Source organism: Wolbachia endosymbiont of Cylisticus convexus, from assembly GCF_003344345.1.
In genome coordinates this window covers 1-14,741 of record NZ_QPIP01000014.1, presented here as the reverse complement: position 1 = coordinate 14,741, position 14,741 = coordinate 1, and the positions used below count along the sequence as shown (strand labels likewise).

General features: G+C 35.1%; 9 protein-coding genes and 1 pseudogene. 7 read left to right on the top strand and 3 right to left on the bottom strand.

The window, feature by feature from the left end:
- Positions 1-22 precede the first annotated feature (22 nt).
- From Wcon_RS02760 to Wcon_RS02750, 3 genes are read left to right on the top strand one after another with little or no spacing between them, the layout of a single operon-like run.
- Entirely contained in the window at positions 23-4,675 is a 4,653-nt protein-coding gene (locus Wcon_RS02760; protein ID WP_114517140.1) for an NAD-glutamate dehydrogenase, read from the top strand.
- Positions 4,676-4,680: 5 nt separating this feature from the next.
- Entirely contained in the window at positions 4,681-4,971 is a 291-nt protein-coding gene (gene tatB / locus Wcon_RS02755) for a Sec-independent protein translocase subunit TatB (protein ID WP_047759387.1), read from the top strand.
- A complete protein-coding gene (locus Wcon_RS02750; RefSeq protein WP_114517139.1) occupies positions 4,943-6,310 on the top strand; it encodes a PleD family two-component system response regulator in 1,368 nt (455 codons plus the stop codon). Before tatB ends, Wcon_RS02750 begins: the two co-directional genes overlap by 29 nt.
- 7 nt (positions 6,311-6,317) lie before the next feature.
- Here Wcon_RS02750 and recO read toward each other — a convergent pair whose 3' ends face one another.
- On the bottom strand, positions 6,318-7,061 hold the full coding sequence (gene recO / locus Wcon_RS02745; protein ID WP_114517138.1) for a DNA repair protein RecO: 744 nt from the start codon (positions 7,059-7,061) through the stop codon (positions 6,318-6,320).
- A gap of 122 nt (positions 7,062-7,183) precedes the next feature.
- On the opposite strand from recO, the pseudogene Wcon_RS11810 reads away from it, so the two are divergent.
- A pseudogene (locus Wcon_RS11810) lies at positions 7,184-7,771 on the top strand (hypothetical protein).
- A 93-nt stretch (positions 7,772-7,864) separates the two neighbouring features.
- On the opposite strand, the gene Wcon_RS02735 reads toward Wcon_RS11810, so the two are convergent.
- On the bottom strand, positions 7,865-8,203 hold the full coding sequence (locus Wcon_RS02735) for an outer membrane protein assembly factor BamE (RefSeq protein ID WP_047759384.1): 339 nt from the start codon (positions 8,201-8,203) through the stop codon (positions 7,865-7,867).
- 130 nt (positions 8,204-8,333) lie between these two features.
- Here Wcon_RS02735 and Wcon_RS02730 point away from each other — a divergent pair, with 130 nt between their 5' ends.
- Entirely contained in the window at positions 8,334-9,329 is a 996-nt protein-coding gene (locus Wcon_RS02730; RefSeq protein WP_114517137.1) for a ribonucleotide-diphosphate reductase subunit beta, read from the top strand.
- Between the two features lie 179 nt (positions 9,330-9,508).
- Positions 9,509-10,468, top strand: a complete 960-nt coding sequence (locus Wcon_RS02725) for an ankyrin repeat domain-containing protein (RefSeq protein WP_114517136.1) — start codon at positions 9,509-9,511, stop codon at positions 10,466-10,468.
- Here Wcon_RS02725 and secA read toward each other — a convergent pair.
- A complete protein-coding gene (secA, locus tag Wcon_RS02720; RefSeq protein ID WP_458694575.1) occupies positions 10,452-13,103 on the bottom strand; it encodes a preprotein translocase subunit SecA in 2,652 nt (883 codons plus the stop codon). The genes Wcon_RS02725 and secA overlap by 17 nt on opposite strands.
- A 796-nt stretch (positions 13,104-13,899) precedes the next feature.
- Here secA and ltrA point away from each other — a divergent pair.
- Positions 13,900-14,741 (top strand): group II intron reverse transcriptase/maturase (gene ltrA, locus Wcon_RS02715; RefSeq protein WP_114516916.1); only part of this gene is annotated, 842 nt, incomplete at its 3' end.

Here is a 14,741-nt window from a genome sequence, read left to right as displayed (position 1 = left end):
CTGTGTATTTTTGTTTTAAGAAATGTGTATAAATCATAATGTTAAGGTTGAGTTTTTATTTAAGTTAGTTGATCAAGGAAATCAAAAGGAAAAAGAAAAGATTAAAGAGTTTATAAAATACTTTTATAATTTTGTCTATAATAGTGACCTAAAAGTCAACGATAAATTTCTTTTATACATTGCAGAAGATGCATACAACTTCATTCTCAAAAAAGAGAAAGAAGGAAGTAAATTGGCGGTAAATAATGTAAATGATATTTCAGGGATAGAAGGCAATTTCACTATAATTAAGATAACAAATGATGACATACCTTTTTTAGTTGATTCTATTATTGCCACTATTAAGTCGCATGATTTAACCATATGCTACTACAGTAACAGCATAATTAATGTCCAAAGGAAAGATAGCCTAATAGATAAGATTTATCTTTTGGAAGAAGGTAATGGAATCAAAGAGTCAGTAGTATATGTAATTATTAAAGGTATAAGTGACAGTTTTGTTGATATGTTAGAAGAATCTTTACGAAAGACGCTAAAAGCAGTTAATTGTGTTGTGAAAGACTGGCAATTGATGCTCAAGAAGCTTGATGAGGTTCTTAAGCATCCAGCGTTGAATGCTGGAGACAGAGATTTTCTAGCTTGGTTGAAGAATAACAACTTCGTGTTTTTAGGTTATCAAGAATACATTGCTAATAAAGATGTAAAGCTTTTTCCTAATGATAAAGAAAATCTTGGTTTAATGAGAGCAAGTAAAGAGTATCAGGATTCATTTATTTCTTCTGAAAGTTTGAATCCTTTATACATATTAAGATCAGACCTAATTTCAATAGTTCATAGACGTACATACATGAACTGTATAGGGGTGAAAGAATTTAATGACCAGGGTGATATGATAAGGGAACGGCATTTCTTTGGGCTATTTACTTCTGTAGCGGAAGTTCAAGATATTCAAACTATTCCGATAATAAAGAATAAAGTCAAGACAATAGAAAAAAAGGCAGGATTTGTGCCTGGTGGACATAACAATAAAGCTTTAGTTTACATTTTACAGGCGTTTTCTTGTGACGAATTATTCCAATCAAATAAAGACGAGTTATTTGAAATTTGCACTTCGATCATGTCTCTTGCGATTAGACCAAGAGTCAAATTATTTTTGAGAAAGGCAGGGAACTTTATTAGTTGCATAGTACTGATACCGATGCGTTATGCTAGTGCAAGGCTAATGTTTAAGATACGCGATATATTGAAGGATGAGACGAATGCAGAAAGTTCAGATATTTATAACAATCACATTATCAATGAATATGATTTGATGAAATTGCACGTGGTGCTAAGAACCAAAAGCGCTAGCGTTTTTGATGATGAAGTTTTGCGTATCGAGAACAAATTAAGAAACATTACAGAAAAGTGGGAAGATCGTTTTATAGACAATTTATATAATACTTTTAGCACTGTTGAGGATGTATTCATTCGTTACTGCAAAGCGTTTCCAATAAGCTATCAAGAGAATTTTGAACCTCATGATGCGTACTATGATATGAAAAAATTGGAGATAGTGAGAAAGAAAAAAGTCAGCGAAGTTGATTTGAGGCTTACTCGTGACAATCTCAACTATCAATTGAAGGTTTACACTCCAAGCAACGGAGGCCTTGAATTGTCAAAGATATTAAAGGTTACTAAGAATTTGGGAGCTAAGATTCTATCTCATAATGGCTATTACATAGAAATTAACGATGGAATATGGATACACCATTTTGTGTTGTCAAGAGTTGACGAATTGATAGATAACATTATTCTGAAAGAACAATTTGAAATAACGCTTGCAAAAGTATTCAGCAAGGAAATTAAAAATGACTATTTCAACAGTTTGATCATTATTGCTGGGCTCAAATGGAAGGAAGTGCTTCTGATTAGAGCGCTAAGTGCCTATCTAAAGCAAACGTTATTTAACTATAATCCAGAATATATCCAAAAAATAGTATCAGAGTATCCAAAAATAATGAAATATCTGATACAGCTATTTCGTGCAAGATTCAATCCTAATATAGATATTGATAGAACAGAAACTACTAACATTTTCCAAGAAAAAATTGAAGAACTACTAAAAGAGATCAGCAATGTTTCACATGATTGCGTTTTACGTTCGATATTTAACTTGATAATGGCAATTTTGAGGACCAGTTATTATCAAGATGATAAGCCATACTTATCTATAAAATTTGATTCGAGTAGAATGAATGATTTACCTGATCCGCGTCCATATCGTGAATTGTATGTTTATTCAAACCTTTTTGAAGGAATACATCTAAGAGGAGGGAAATTAGCCCGTGGTGGTTTAAGATGGTCGGATAGGACGGAAGATTTTCGCACTGAAGTTTTGGGACTCATGAAAGCCCAGATGACAAAAAATGCAGTCATTGTGCCTGTTGGTGCAAAGGGTGGATTTGTAATAAAGCAAGTTTATAAAGACAAAAACATTTTAAGAGAGAAAGGTGTTGAATGTTATAAGAATTTTATCAGAGGAATGCTTGATATTACTGATAATGTAATTGATGGCAAAATAATTCCACCAGAAAATGTGATTAGGTATGATGAAGATGATCCATATTTGGTAGTTGCAGCAGATAAAGGCACTGCTTCATTTTCTGATTATGCTAACCAAATAGCCTCTGAATATAATTTTTGGCTTGGAGATGCATTTGCATCTGGTGGATCAGCAGGTTATGACCACAAAAAAATGGGTATTACAGCAAGAGGTGCATGGATTGCAGCACAACGGCATTTTTGGAGAATGAATAAGGATATTTACCAAGATGCAACTGTTATTGGAATTGGAGATATGGCTGGTGATCTGTTTGGAAACGGTATGCTGCTTTCAAGAAATATACGTTTAATCGGCGCATTTAACCATATGCATATTTTTATTGATCCAAATCCTGATGCAGAAAAGGGTTTTGCAGAGCGTAAACGCCTCTTTGAATTACCGTTTTCAACTTGGATAGATTACAGCAAAAGTTTGATTTCTCGGGGTGGCGGAGTATTTGAGCGTAGCAGCAAGCAAGTAGACATTTCTCAAGAAATGAAAAAGTGCTTTGATATAACGGAAGATACGTTATCTCCAAACGACTTGATCCGATATCTACTCAAGGCAAAGGTGGACTTCATATGGAATGGAGGAATTGGCACATTTGTTAAAGCAAAGAGTGAAAGTCATGGCATGGTTGGTGATAAAGTAAACGATGAGTTAAGAGTAAACGGTCAGGATATTAGAGCTTCTATGTTTATAGAGGGTGGCAATCTTGGTTGTACACAGCTTGGAAGGGTAGAATATGCTAAAATAGGTGGGTATATCAATGCAGATTTTGTTGATAATTCAGCAGGAGTAATATGTTCCGATCTTGAAGTTAATATCAAAATTGTTTTTATGAAAGGAGGGAAAATTTCCTTAGAAAAAAGGAATGAAATACTGGCTAGCATGGTAGACGAAGTTGCATTTAAAGTGCTTGAGGATCATAACAAAATTGAAACAAAAGCATTACTCCTTGAGTGCTTGCAAGCTAAAGAAAGATTGGAGCAGCACCATAGATTATTACTCAATTTAGAGAAATCTGGGCTGTTAAACCGAGACGTAGAATTCCTTCCAGCTGAAGAAGAGATAGCGAGAATGTTAGAAGGTTTCAGTTCTTCTCAGCTTTCTGTTCTGATGTCTTATGCAAGAACAGCAATAAAAAATGAAATTATACACTCTGAGCTACCTGAAAAAGATTTCTTATGCTGTGATTACTTACTAAATTACTTTCCACAAAAGATGGTAACAGAGTTCAAGGATTCCATACTGAAACATCAACTTCGCAGGGAAATTATTTCTACTTGCATTGCAAATGATATAGTAAATAGGATGGGCTGTATATTTATTAATAATTTGGTTGAGAGTACTGGAATTAAAGTACATGAAGCAGTTAACATATATATCGTTGTCAATCACCTATATAATTTAAGTAGCCTTTGGCAGGGAATTGATGAATTGGATGGAAAAATAGATGTTGATTCATACTTGCAAATAGTGAGAAATATACAAAAATTTATTGGTAGAGTATCATTTTGGTTAGTAAAAAATCTTGATCTTGTAAAACTAGATGGTGTTGCAGAATTTAGGGGTGCAATTGAAACTTTAGGCCATGATGTTTTAGATGAGCACCTGTTAAATGTCTATAATCATGTATACACTTCTTTAGTAGAACTTGATATAAATGAAGATCTAGCAAAGAGGGTTGCTGATCTACGTATTCTTATTTATGCGCTGGACGTTATATCTGTTGCTGAACAGACGTCTTTGTCCATTTTTGAAGCTGGTAGAATATACTTTGAATTAAAGTCGCTGCTAAGGTTTAATATGATCAGAACAATTGCCATCGATATGAAAAGCCGTTCTTCCTATTGGGATCGCAGCTTAATTAATGACTTATTGGATGATTTAAGCAATTATCATCATAAGCTAGCTGTTAAAGTCATAAAAGCTACTGATAATCATGTAGATAAGGTTCAAACCTGGGCTTATAATAATAAGGATTGCATAGAACGTTACAATAGCTTTTTAAATGAGATGACTGCTTCTAAGCTTGATTTAAGCAAATTAATATTCATAATCAGAAGAATTAAAGTACTTGCTTCGTAGGAAAAATGTTTAACATAGGTTTTTCAGAAATTTTAGTTGTAGCTTTAGTGAGTATAGTTGTTCTTGATAAGAGTAAGGTACCTGTATTTCTTAATCTTATTAAAAATATATATAGGTATTTTGTGATTGTAAAGTCAAGAATTAGGAAATTGTTAAAGGATGCCGGGATTGAAGACTTATATGAAGAGTGTAATACTGAGAAAGTCAATTACATAGTTGGTGAAGATGGCAAACTTTATCCTGCTTATAATGTAGATAATACAAAAAATGACAGCAAAGATCCTAGTAGTAGATGATATACCATCTAATGTTAAGCTTTTGGAAGCTCAGCTAAAAGCAGAGTACTATACAGTTATAGTAGCTCATGATGGCGAAGAGGCGATTGATTTAGTAGCGAAACAGCAGCCAGATATTATCTTACTCGATGTTATGATGCCAAAAATTAGTGGTTTTGAGGTTTGTAAGGAGCTAAAGAACGATCCCTTAACGACTCATATTCCAATAATTATGGTAACTGCGCTGCATGACACTCACGATAGAGTGCAAGGCATTAATGCTGGTGCAGATGACTTTCTAACTAAGCCAATAGATGAAACTGCTTTATCTGCGAGAATTAAGTCTCTTATGCGCTTCAAGGCAGTAATAGATGAATTACGCTTGAGAGGAGAAACTAATGCTGAGATTGGCGGAGTAACAGGTATGGATTATTCTAACCAAATCTTTGATGCTAGCATACTTGTTGTAGATGAAGACGTCTTTCAAGCAGAGCAGATATATAATGTACTAAAGCAGCGCTTTAGTTCAATTAGAATACTGAGTGATCCAATGGAGGCATTAAAGGTTGGTATTAAGGATAACTACGATCTGGTTATTTCTGGCATGCAATTTTCAAAAACTGATGGCTTACGTTTGTGTTCTTGGTTTCGTAGTAAGGTGGAGACACGTTATACACCAATTCTAATTCTTTCTGAGGATTATGATAAAAGCAATTTAGTAAAAGCACTTGATGTAGGTGCTAATGACTATTTAACAGTACCTTTGGATGAGAGTGAATTAATAGCTAGGGTTAATTCGCAAGTGAAACGCAAAAGATATCAAGATGCCTTGAGAATGAATTTATTTAATAATGTGGAGATGTCTATAAAGGATCCACTCACTAACTGTTATAATAGAAGATATTTTGATGCATACTTAAGAAACATTGTTAAGGATTCCGTGGAAAAGGATAGAAGTTTGTCCCTTATGATGCTTGATATAGATTATTTTAAGATGGTGAATGATAACTTTGGGCATAATGCTGGAGATGAATTTTTAAAGCAAGTGCAGAAAAGAATTTCTGAAAATATCAGAGTGACAGATTTATTGGCTAGGTTTGGCGGTGAGGAATTTGTTGTTGTAATGCCAGATACCAGTATATTGGATGCATGTACTATTGCGGAGAGAGTACGCAAAGTCATTGCTAAAAAGCCTTTTATGCTTGCAGATAAAAATACAGCTCACAATTTAACTGTGAGCATTGGAATCGCAGAAATACAAAAATCTGACCTTGACAATATTAAAGAATTTATAATACGTGCCGACAAATATTTATATAAAGCAAAAAACAGTGGTAGAAATAGAGTAGTTGCTGGTTGAAATTCTTTCAAAGAGGTGGTGACTCAGATTCAAATGATAGCATAAAATTTCTCAACTCTGGAAATTTTACATTTAACTGCAAAAATAGATATTTATTTAAAAAATGCCCTGTAATTTTCAGTCCTAGTCTAAATTCTTGATATGAGTAGCTGTTTTGTAGGTTGTTATTGTATACATCATGCAACATTTGTGGAAAAGGTAGTAGTTTATCTGCATAACAGTCGCCTGCTTTTTTCGACACTGCTCTACCAGTTTTTGGAGAAATAAATTGCAGATTTTCTTTCACACCTGTTACAGCACATTTTGATAGGTCTAACTTAAATCCAAGTTGCGTAAGAAGCAGAAGCTCTAAGTTAAGGTAATAGCTTTGCCAAAATTGGCTATTGTATTTAATTACATCGATGAAGTGTCTAAAATTGTCATACAACTCTGTACAGGATTCACTATCTGGAAGGACTTTTTCTAAGATAGAGGAAAAAGAAATAGCAGCAATGCTTTTTAACCTATCTTGAAAAAAATGATGGAATGGAGATTCAATTAACTCGCACTTTAAAAAACCTAGATTTTCAGGTAACTTAGCACTCCATTCTACATGTAATAAATTACTTATTTGAAATTTATAGTTGCTATTGTTTGTTAATCTAGTTAATCCTCTGCACTTTCCATGATTTCTTGTAAATAGAGAAAGAATTAAATTTCTATCACCGTATTTTTTAGCAGCTATAATAACACCTTCATCTTTCCATCTCATTTGGAGTATATTGACCATATAGAAATATAAGGTTAATACGGCAAATTTGGTTAAGTCAACTGAAATATATTGACTTTACGTGCAATATTAGCTTTAAACCAGTAAAATAAGCTGCTCGACATATGCGTTTTTTCTATTTTTATTATATTCTTTTTTTGTCTCTATGTTGTTTTTTGCTTTTTTCAATGAAAGCCCAAACCGATGATACGTCAGTTATTCCTATACCACAAAGGAAAAAGGATTAGTTGAACACGTGCAACCAAGGCAAATTATTGAAATGCAAGAAATTGATGAGGGTGTTCCAATTCCAAAAGAAAAAAGGGTGTAGAGAGAAAGCTAGGAGAGGATATCAAAGAGGCAAAAAATGAAATAAGAGACAAAAAACCGTTAAAAGCAAAAAGGATGAGTTAGTTGTAACAGAAATTATTAACTCTATAAGGGACAAGCTGACAGAGTGTTGGAGCATTCCTGAGGGCATAGTTTATAAGGAAAATTTTAGTATAAAAATTAACTTATTGTTATCCAATAAAGGTGAGGTCATTGTGGCCAATATAGCAGACAGTAGTTCCTATCAAAATCATCCACTTTTTAGGTCAATAGCAGATAACGCAATGCGTGCAGTATATAAATGTAGCCCGTTAATTGGCTTGCCTGCTGAGCACCATCACATTTGGCGCGAAGTCACATTGGATTTTATTCTAAATAGATAAAATAAACTTTTCACATTACTCAAACTACTTCCATGCAATTCTTCGATGACAGTACTCAAGCGGCAAAAAACGGGCAGCACAACTAGCAAGTTTTCAATAAATGACGGTTAAAGACCTCTCTGCAACGTTGACTTCTCTTATATCTGTAATTTCACCGCTCTGATCGAACGAAATTTGCAGAGATTTACTGCTGTACTTCCTTTTTCCCAAGAAATTAGCTTGTTTAATTTTATATGAGACATAGTACCAAACGTTTTCATCGAACTTTGATACTAATGTTGGTGATCCTAAAGTATGAACCACTTTTTCTTTATCATCACCTACTTTTATCTTGCTCCACAGTTCAACATTAATGCCAGGAACTCCGCGATTATGAATAGTGTGTGTGCAGCTCACTGTAAATAATAAAATAAAAGATATTAATGCTCGCATTTTTGTTGATAAATCACTCAAAGCTATAATACACTAATAAATTACCTGCCGTCAAATTTCAAAAAGTTAAATTGACTGATCCTAAATATCACTTAATATAATATTTACTTTAGAAAATATTAGGTGTCTTATGTCATTGTTAAAAGCAGATCCAATATATAAACCTTTTAATTACCCTTGGGCTTATGATGCGTGGCTACAGCAACAAAGGATACATTGGATACCTGAAGAAGTTCCGCTCGCTGATGACGTGAAGGATTGGAAAACTAAACTTTCAAGTGTAGAAAAAAATCTACTAACCCAGATCTTTAGATTTTTTACTCAGGCAGATATTGAAGTAAATAACTGTTACATGAGGCATTATTCAAATATATTTAAGCCAACAGAAATATGCATGATGCTTGCAAGCTTTTCCAATATGGAAACCATACACATTGCAGCTTATTCTTATCTTTTAGACACAATTGGCATGCCAGAAAGCGAGTATCAAGCATTCTTAAAGTATGATGCTATGAGAAAGAAGTATGAATACATGTTAGAATTCGAGGAAAGCAAAAAACACGATAAAAAACATGTAGCTAAAACTCTAGCAGTGTTTGGTGCATTTACCGAGGGGTTGCAGTTATTCGCATCATTTGCAATTTTGCTCAATTTTCAACGCTTTGGAAAAATGAAAGGCATGGGACAAATAATTGCCTGGTCAGCCCGTGATGAAACTTTGCACACCAATTCAATTATCATGTTGTTTAATACATTTATTAAAGAGAATAATGAAATTTGGGACGACGAGTTTAAAGAGGAATTATATTCTGCATGTCGCACCATCGTTGAACTTGAGGATGAATTCATAAAGCTTGCTTTTGATTTCGGAGACGTTGAAGGACTATCCGCAGAAGAAGTGCGCAATTACATACGCTACGTAGCAAACAGACGGTTAATGCAATTAGGTCTTGAGTCCATATATGATGTCAATGATAATCCTATTCCGTGGCTTGATGAAATACTAAATGGCGTGGAACATACGAATTTCTTTGAAAATAGAGTAACAGAGTATAGCCGTGCAGCAACTCAAGGCACATGGGAGGAAGCTTTTGCTGAAAACGATACAAACAGTAAAGAGCAGTAATTACACCCTTTTTTATCATTCCAGCACTTTACGCTGGAATCTAAAAAGAGGGGCTGCTGGTTTGATATTGTAATAACTGGGTCATAAAATAAAAATCCTACCATATTTTCTTAAATTTTCATTGACATCAACTATACACTATGATGAAATTCCCTAGTTTGTGCTAAGAGGTAGTATCAATGTTCAAAGCAATATTAGAAGAGGTTAACAGTAGTCCAGATCTAAATAAGGAGAATTTAATTGATAGAATTAAAGATGAGCTAAAGAAAAGAAATCAACTTATATATGATGATTGGAAAAAAAGCAAATTTGATATAAATCATCTATTTATACAGGATTTTATATTAAGTAAATTAGCTAAAGATGATGAGGAATTACTAAAGCTCTTCATGAATCAAGGAGAAACTCTTTTGTGTGTTGCTGCTAGACATGGATGTATAAAAGTAGTAAAAAATCTTCTAGAAAACGGGGCAAAGACCGATATAAAAATTAAGTATGGAGCAGCTCCTTTACATGGATCTGCTGCATATGGGCATACGCAAATAGTAGAAGTCTTACTAAGAAAAGGAGCAAAGGTTGATTTACAAAGCGAAGATGGATTGACTGCTTTACATTATGCTGCTTGCCGCAATTGTACACGAGTAATCGAAGCTTTATTAGAGGAAAGAGCAGATATTAATATACAAGATAAAGATGGAAGAGCTTCTTTGCATTATGCTGCCGAATGTGGATATACAAGTACGGTAAGACTTTTACTAATAAATAGAGCTAATATCGATCTACAAGATAAAGATGGACATACTCCTTTGAATTATGCTTGGCGTAGTAAATATCCAGAAACAGCAAAACTTTTACTAGAATGTGGCGCAGATCCATCATTTATTCACAGGCCTAAAGCAAAAAAAGCAGGAATTATTGTAGGTGTTACAGTTGCTATTGGGGTTCTAATAGCACTTGTTCACGCTACTACGTTACCTTTACTGCCAGGAGTTGATATTAGTATAGTATCTGCACTAATAATCGGTGGAATTTACTATGAGGTTGCATATGGAGTATCAGAGTGCTCATTGAGTAGTGAGTTAGATGATATTGATATTAGCAGCTATAGCATGCTTGTAACAACTAACTCAATACAGTAGTAACCGCGCCATGGCAGTGTTTGTATTTCTTCCCGGAGTTACAAGGGCACTTGTCGTTTCTTGAGACTTTGGGAAGTCTGATATTTTTAGCAGGGTGTAACCTGTTGCCTATTTCTTGGTTGTCTGCCAACTTAAAGTGCGCTAGGCGGTGAATGGTAAGTTCCTTCCATTTTTCAAGCATCGACTCAAACATCAAAAAAGCTTCACGTTTAAATTCATTCAGTGGGTCTTTTTGCCCCATGGCACGCAAATTTATGCTTTGTCTTAGGCTCTCTAAAACCGAAAGGTGTTCCCTCCATAAATGATCAAGTGTCATGATCATCACTTGTTTCACTATCGTATTCCACAAATCTGTAGTTTGTTGACTATTGAAATATTTTTCTTTCTCAGTAAAAAATTCTTGTATCTTATCATTTACATAATCTAAGGCTTCTTGTTTATTCAAAAACTCTTCTAGAGCTTCCTTGTTAAGCGTTACCCCATACCTTCTATCGAATTCTTTGGCAATATCTTCAACATAATCCTCGTAATAACCACTTTGTACTATACCTTCTATTACATCCTCATTTACTTCACTATATACTTCAACTAAGTCATTGATTTCATTATTTAAAATATTATTTCTCTGCTTAAAAATAACCTTACGTTGATTGTTAATTACATCATCAAACTTTAACAAAGACTTCCGCACATCATAATTTCTAGCTTCAACTTTCTTCTGTGCCTTCTCAAGTGCTTTATTAATCCATGGATGATGAATAGCCTCGTTGTTCTTTAGTCCCACTCTTTGTAAAAAACTCCTCATTCTATCAGATCCAAATATCCTCATTAAATCATCTTCAAGTGATAAAAAGAACTTAGAAAGCCCAGGGTCACCCTGACGGCCAGAACGGCCACGCAGTTGATCATCTATTCTTCTGCTTTCATGCCTCTCGGTTCCAATAACACATAAGCCGCCAGCTTTTATAGCAATTTCCTTATCTTTTTTTACTTTTTCAACTATTTCTTGATATTTTTTCTCTCTTTCATCAGCATTTTTTATTTTCTCGAGCTCTACCTTTACAATCATTTCAACATTCCCACCAAGCTGAATATCAGTTCCACGTCCTGCCATGTTAGTTGCTATAGTAATGCTTCCTGGTACTCCAGCTTGCGCTATTATGTATGCCTCTTGTTCATGATAACGAGCATTCAATACTGAATGCTTAAGAGAATGGCTTTGCAAAAGTGCAGAAAGTTTTTCAGAGTTTTCAATACTTACCGTACCAACAAGGACCGGTTGAAGGCGTATATGGCATTCTTCTATGAACTTCAACACAGCATTAAATTTTTCTTTTTCTGTGCCGTAAATTTCATCATCAACATCTATTCTTTTTACAGGCACATTAGTTGGAATTTTTACTACATTTAATCTGTATATATCACGAAACTCCTCTGCCTCTGTTGCCGCTGTTCCCGTCATACCGGAAAGTTTATTATACATACGAAAGTAGTTCTGAAATGTGACTGATGCTAAAGTTTGGCTTTCATGCTGAATTTCAAGATTTTCTTTTGCTTCAAGTGCCTGGTGAAGACCATCAGAATATCTCCTACCTTTCATCATGCGCCCAGTAAACTCATCAATAATTACCACTTTACCGTTTTTCACTATATAATCTTTGTCAGCAGTAAACAGCTTATGCGCACGCAGCCCTTGGTCTATATAATGAGTCATTATCATGTTGCTAGTATCATAGAGCGAGGAATTTTCAGGAATAAGATTGTATGATCTTAGTAGTTCCTCCACTCGCGAAATGCTATCTTCAGTGAGAAACACTGTTCTATTCTTCTCATCGACTTCATAATCAGAATCAACTAGTTTGGTTACTATTTTATTGATATGCTTATATATCTGATTATTTTCCTCAAGTGAGCCAGAGATAATAAGCGGAGTGCGCGCTTCATCAATCAGTATCGAGTCTACTTCGTCTACTATTACGTAATTGAAGCCTCTTTGGACCATATCTTCTCGAGAAAATTTCATATTATCTCGCAGGTAGTCAAAAGCCAGTTCATTGTTTGTTGAGTATACGATATCTGCGCTATAAGCCTCTTTCCTCTCTTCATCCGTCAAATTATTTGTAATGAATGAAACAGAAATTCCAAGAGAATTATATAATTTACTCATCCACTCTGTATCTCGTTTTGCAAGATAGTCGTTAACAGTTACGATTTGCACACCTTTTCCTTCTAAAGAATTTAGGTATGCAGCTAAAGTTGCGACGAGTGTCTTTCCTTCTCCTGTTTTCATTTCTGATATCATGCCGTTATGGAGCACCATTCCACCAATTAGCTGAACGTCGAAGTGTCTCATGTTAAGGAATCTTCGTGATGCTTCTCGTACAACCGCAAATGCAGGTATTAGAAGGTCATTTAGTGTTTTTCCATTTTTCAATTCTCTTTTAAATTCTGCGGTTTTACCAGCAAGCTCCTTATCAGATAAGCTCTGCATTTCTGGCTCTAGCACATTAATCTGCTGAACAATTTTTCTGAAGGACTTTATTATCTTCTTGTTCGTTGATCCAAATATCCTTTTTATAAAAAGAAGCGACAATGTAAAAATGAAGAATATAAGAATAGTTGTTAAAACTAACATAGAGTCTGGCATAAACTTAGGTAAAGTCTTATTTAATATGAGATTATATTACTAAACGTAGCCTGCGGCAATTAGATTCAGAAAATCTTTATTTACACACTAAGGAAAAGCTTCTTGCAGGCGAAATGTTAAAGAATCTGCCAAAAGGGTTTAAAGATTCTCCGGTCAAGTTAGTTATCGAACGTTCCGAAGATCCAACTTTAATTTTAACTTTACCAAGAAAAGCAATACCTCATTACTGAGAAGTGGCTGGTTATAGTGTGCCGTAGTGATGCAAGGAATGGTCAGAAAAGAGCAAACTGAGTACTTAAGCTACGCAATAGATGAGGGTGGGCCCCTCGGAGCCGATTTACAAGAGCAGGCTTCAAACAACCATAAGCTGCTTTGGTAAAGAGCCAAGGTAGTGAGCGTTATGGAAAAGGCGCAGTTATGTGTCATGTGTGAAATAGAGAGATGAACGAAAGTGAACCACTGATAAAGTGTCGAAACCATAACTGATGACGTCAAAACCAGGGGCTTATAACTCAACTGGGATAAATCTACCGGGAGCTTGTTTACGGGGTAGGAGGCGTCCGGCATAAAGGTGGCATGAATCTATTTTAGGCTATTGTGTAGAACTACGGGAACCTGTCGTTTCGATGATAAGGGAGAAATTCAAGGAGCTAAACTCTAAGGATGAGAGTACCAATGCGGAAAACAGGGGCGCGTAGTAGTGAAGAAGTTTCTGTAATGGAAATGGAGCGAAGGAGTTGAGTTATTCAGTTTTAATTATGTATCAACCGAAAGGGAGGAGTTAATGAATAAAACAAAGTCTTTTGATATACCAAAGCAACTTATTTGGAGGGCTTATAAACAAGTATCGAAAAATAAAGGTGCGGCTGGTGTGGATGAGGTATCGATAACAAGGTTTGAAGAGAACCTGAAGGATAATCTGTACAAACTATGGAATCGGATGTCATCAGGAAGTTATTTTCCAGAGCCTGTAAAAGCTGTAGCAATACCGAAAGATACGGGAGGGGGACAAAGAATTTTAGGTGTTCCTTCAGTATTCGACAGGATAGGGCAAACGGCCGCTTCTATGTATCTTGAGCCGCTAGTAGAACCAAAATTCCATGAAGATTCATATGGTTATAGACCGAATAAATCAGCACTGGATGCGGTAGATACGGCAAGGAAAAGATGCTGGAGGTATGATTGGACGATAGATCTAGATATATCCGGGTTTTTCGACAATTTGGATCACGAGTTGGCATTGCAAGCTATCAAGAAGCATACAAATTGCAAATGGGTCATACTATACGTTGAAAGGTGGATAAAATCCCCTATAAAACTTGCAGATGGCAGTAAGGTAGTTAGGGATAAAGGAGTTCCGCAAGGAGGTTCAGTTAGCCCAATCATCTCTAATATATTCATGCATCATGTGTTTGATATATGGATGAAAAAGAACTACCCGACGGTACCATTTGAGAGATATGTGGATGATGCGATAGTGCACTGCAGAACAGAGAAACAGGCAGAATTTGTGAAAGTAATGATCGAAGAAAGATTGGCTGAGTATAAGTTGAAATTACATCCTGAAAAGACACAGATAGTGTACTGTAAGGATGACAATAGGAGAGATGAATTTCCTAAACAAAG

What these genes read in the sequence shown, in the direction of transcription:
- Wcon_RS02760 (WP_114517140.1), top strand. Translation starts at nt 23, where the DNA reads ATGTGTATAAATCATAATGTTAAGGTTGAGTTTTTATTTAAGTTAGTT.
- tatB (WP_047759387.1), top strand. Translation starts at nt 4,681, where the DNA reads ATGTTTAACATAGGTTTTTCAGAAATTTTAGTTGTAGCTTTAGTGAGT.
- Wcon_RS02750 (WP_114517139.1), top strand. Translation starts at nt 4,943, where the DNA reads ATGACAGCAAAGATCCTAGTAGTAGATGATATACCATCTAATGTTAAG.
- recO (WP_114517138.1), bottom strand. Translation starts at nt 7,061, where the DNA reads ATGAGATGGAAAGATGAAGGTGTTATTATAGCTGCTAAAAAATACGGT.
- Wcon_RS02735 (WP_047759384.1), bottom strand. Translation starts at nt 8,203, where the DNA reads ATGCGAGCATTAATATCTTTTATTTTATTATTTACAGTGAGCTGCACA.
- Wcon_RS02730 (WP_114517137.1), top strand. Translation starts at nt 8,334, where the DNA reads ATGTCATTGTTAAAAGCAGATCCAATATATAAACCTTTTAATTACCCT.
- Wcon_RS02725 (WP_114517136.1), top strand. Translation starts at nt 9,509, where the DNA reads ATGTTCAAAGCAATATTAGAAGAGGTTAACAGTAGTCCAGATCTAAAT.
- secA (WP_458694575.1), bottom strand. Translation starts at nt 13,103, where the DNA reads ATGTTAGTTTTAACAACTATTCTTATATTCTTCATTTTTACATTGTCG.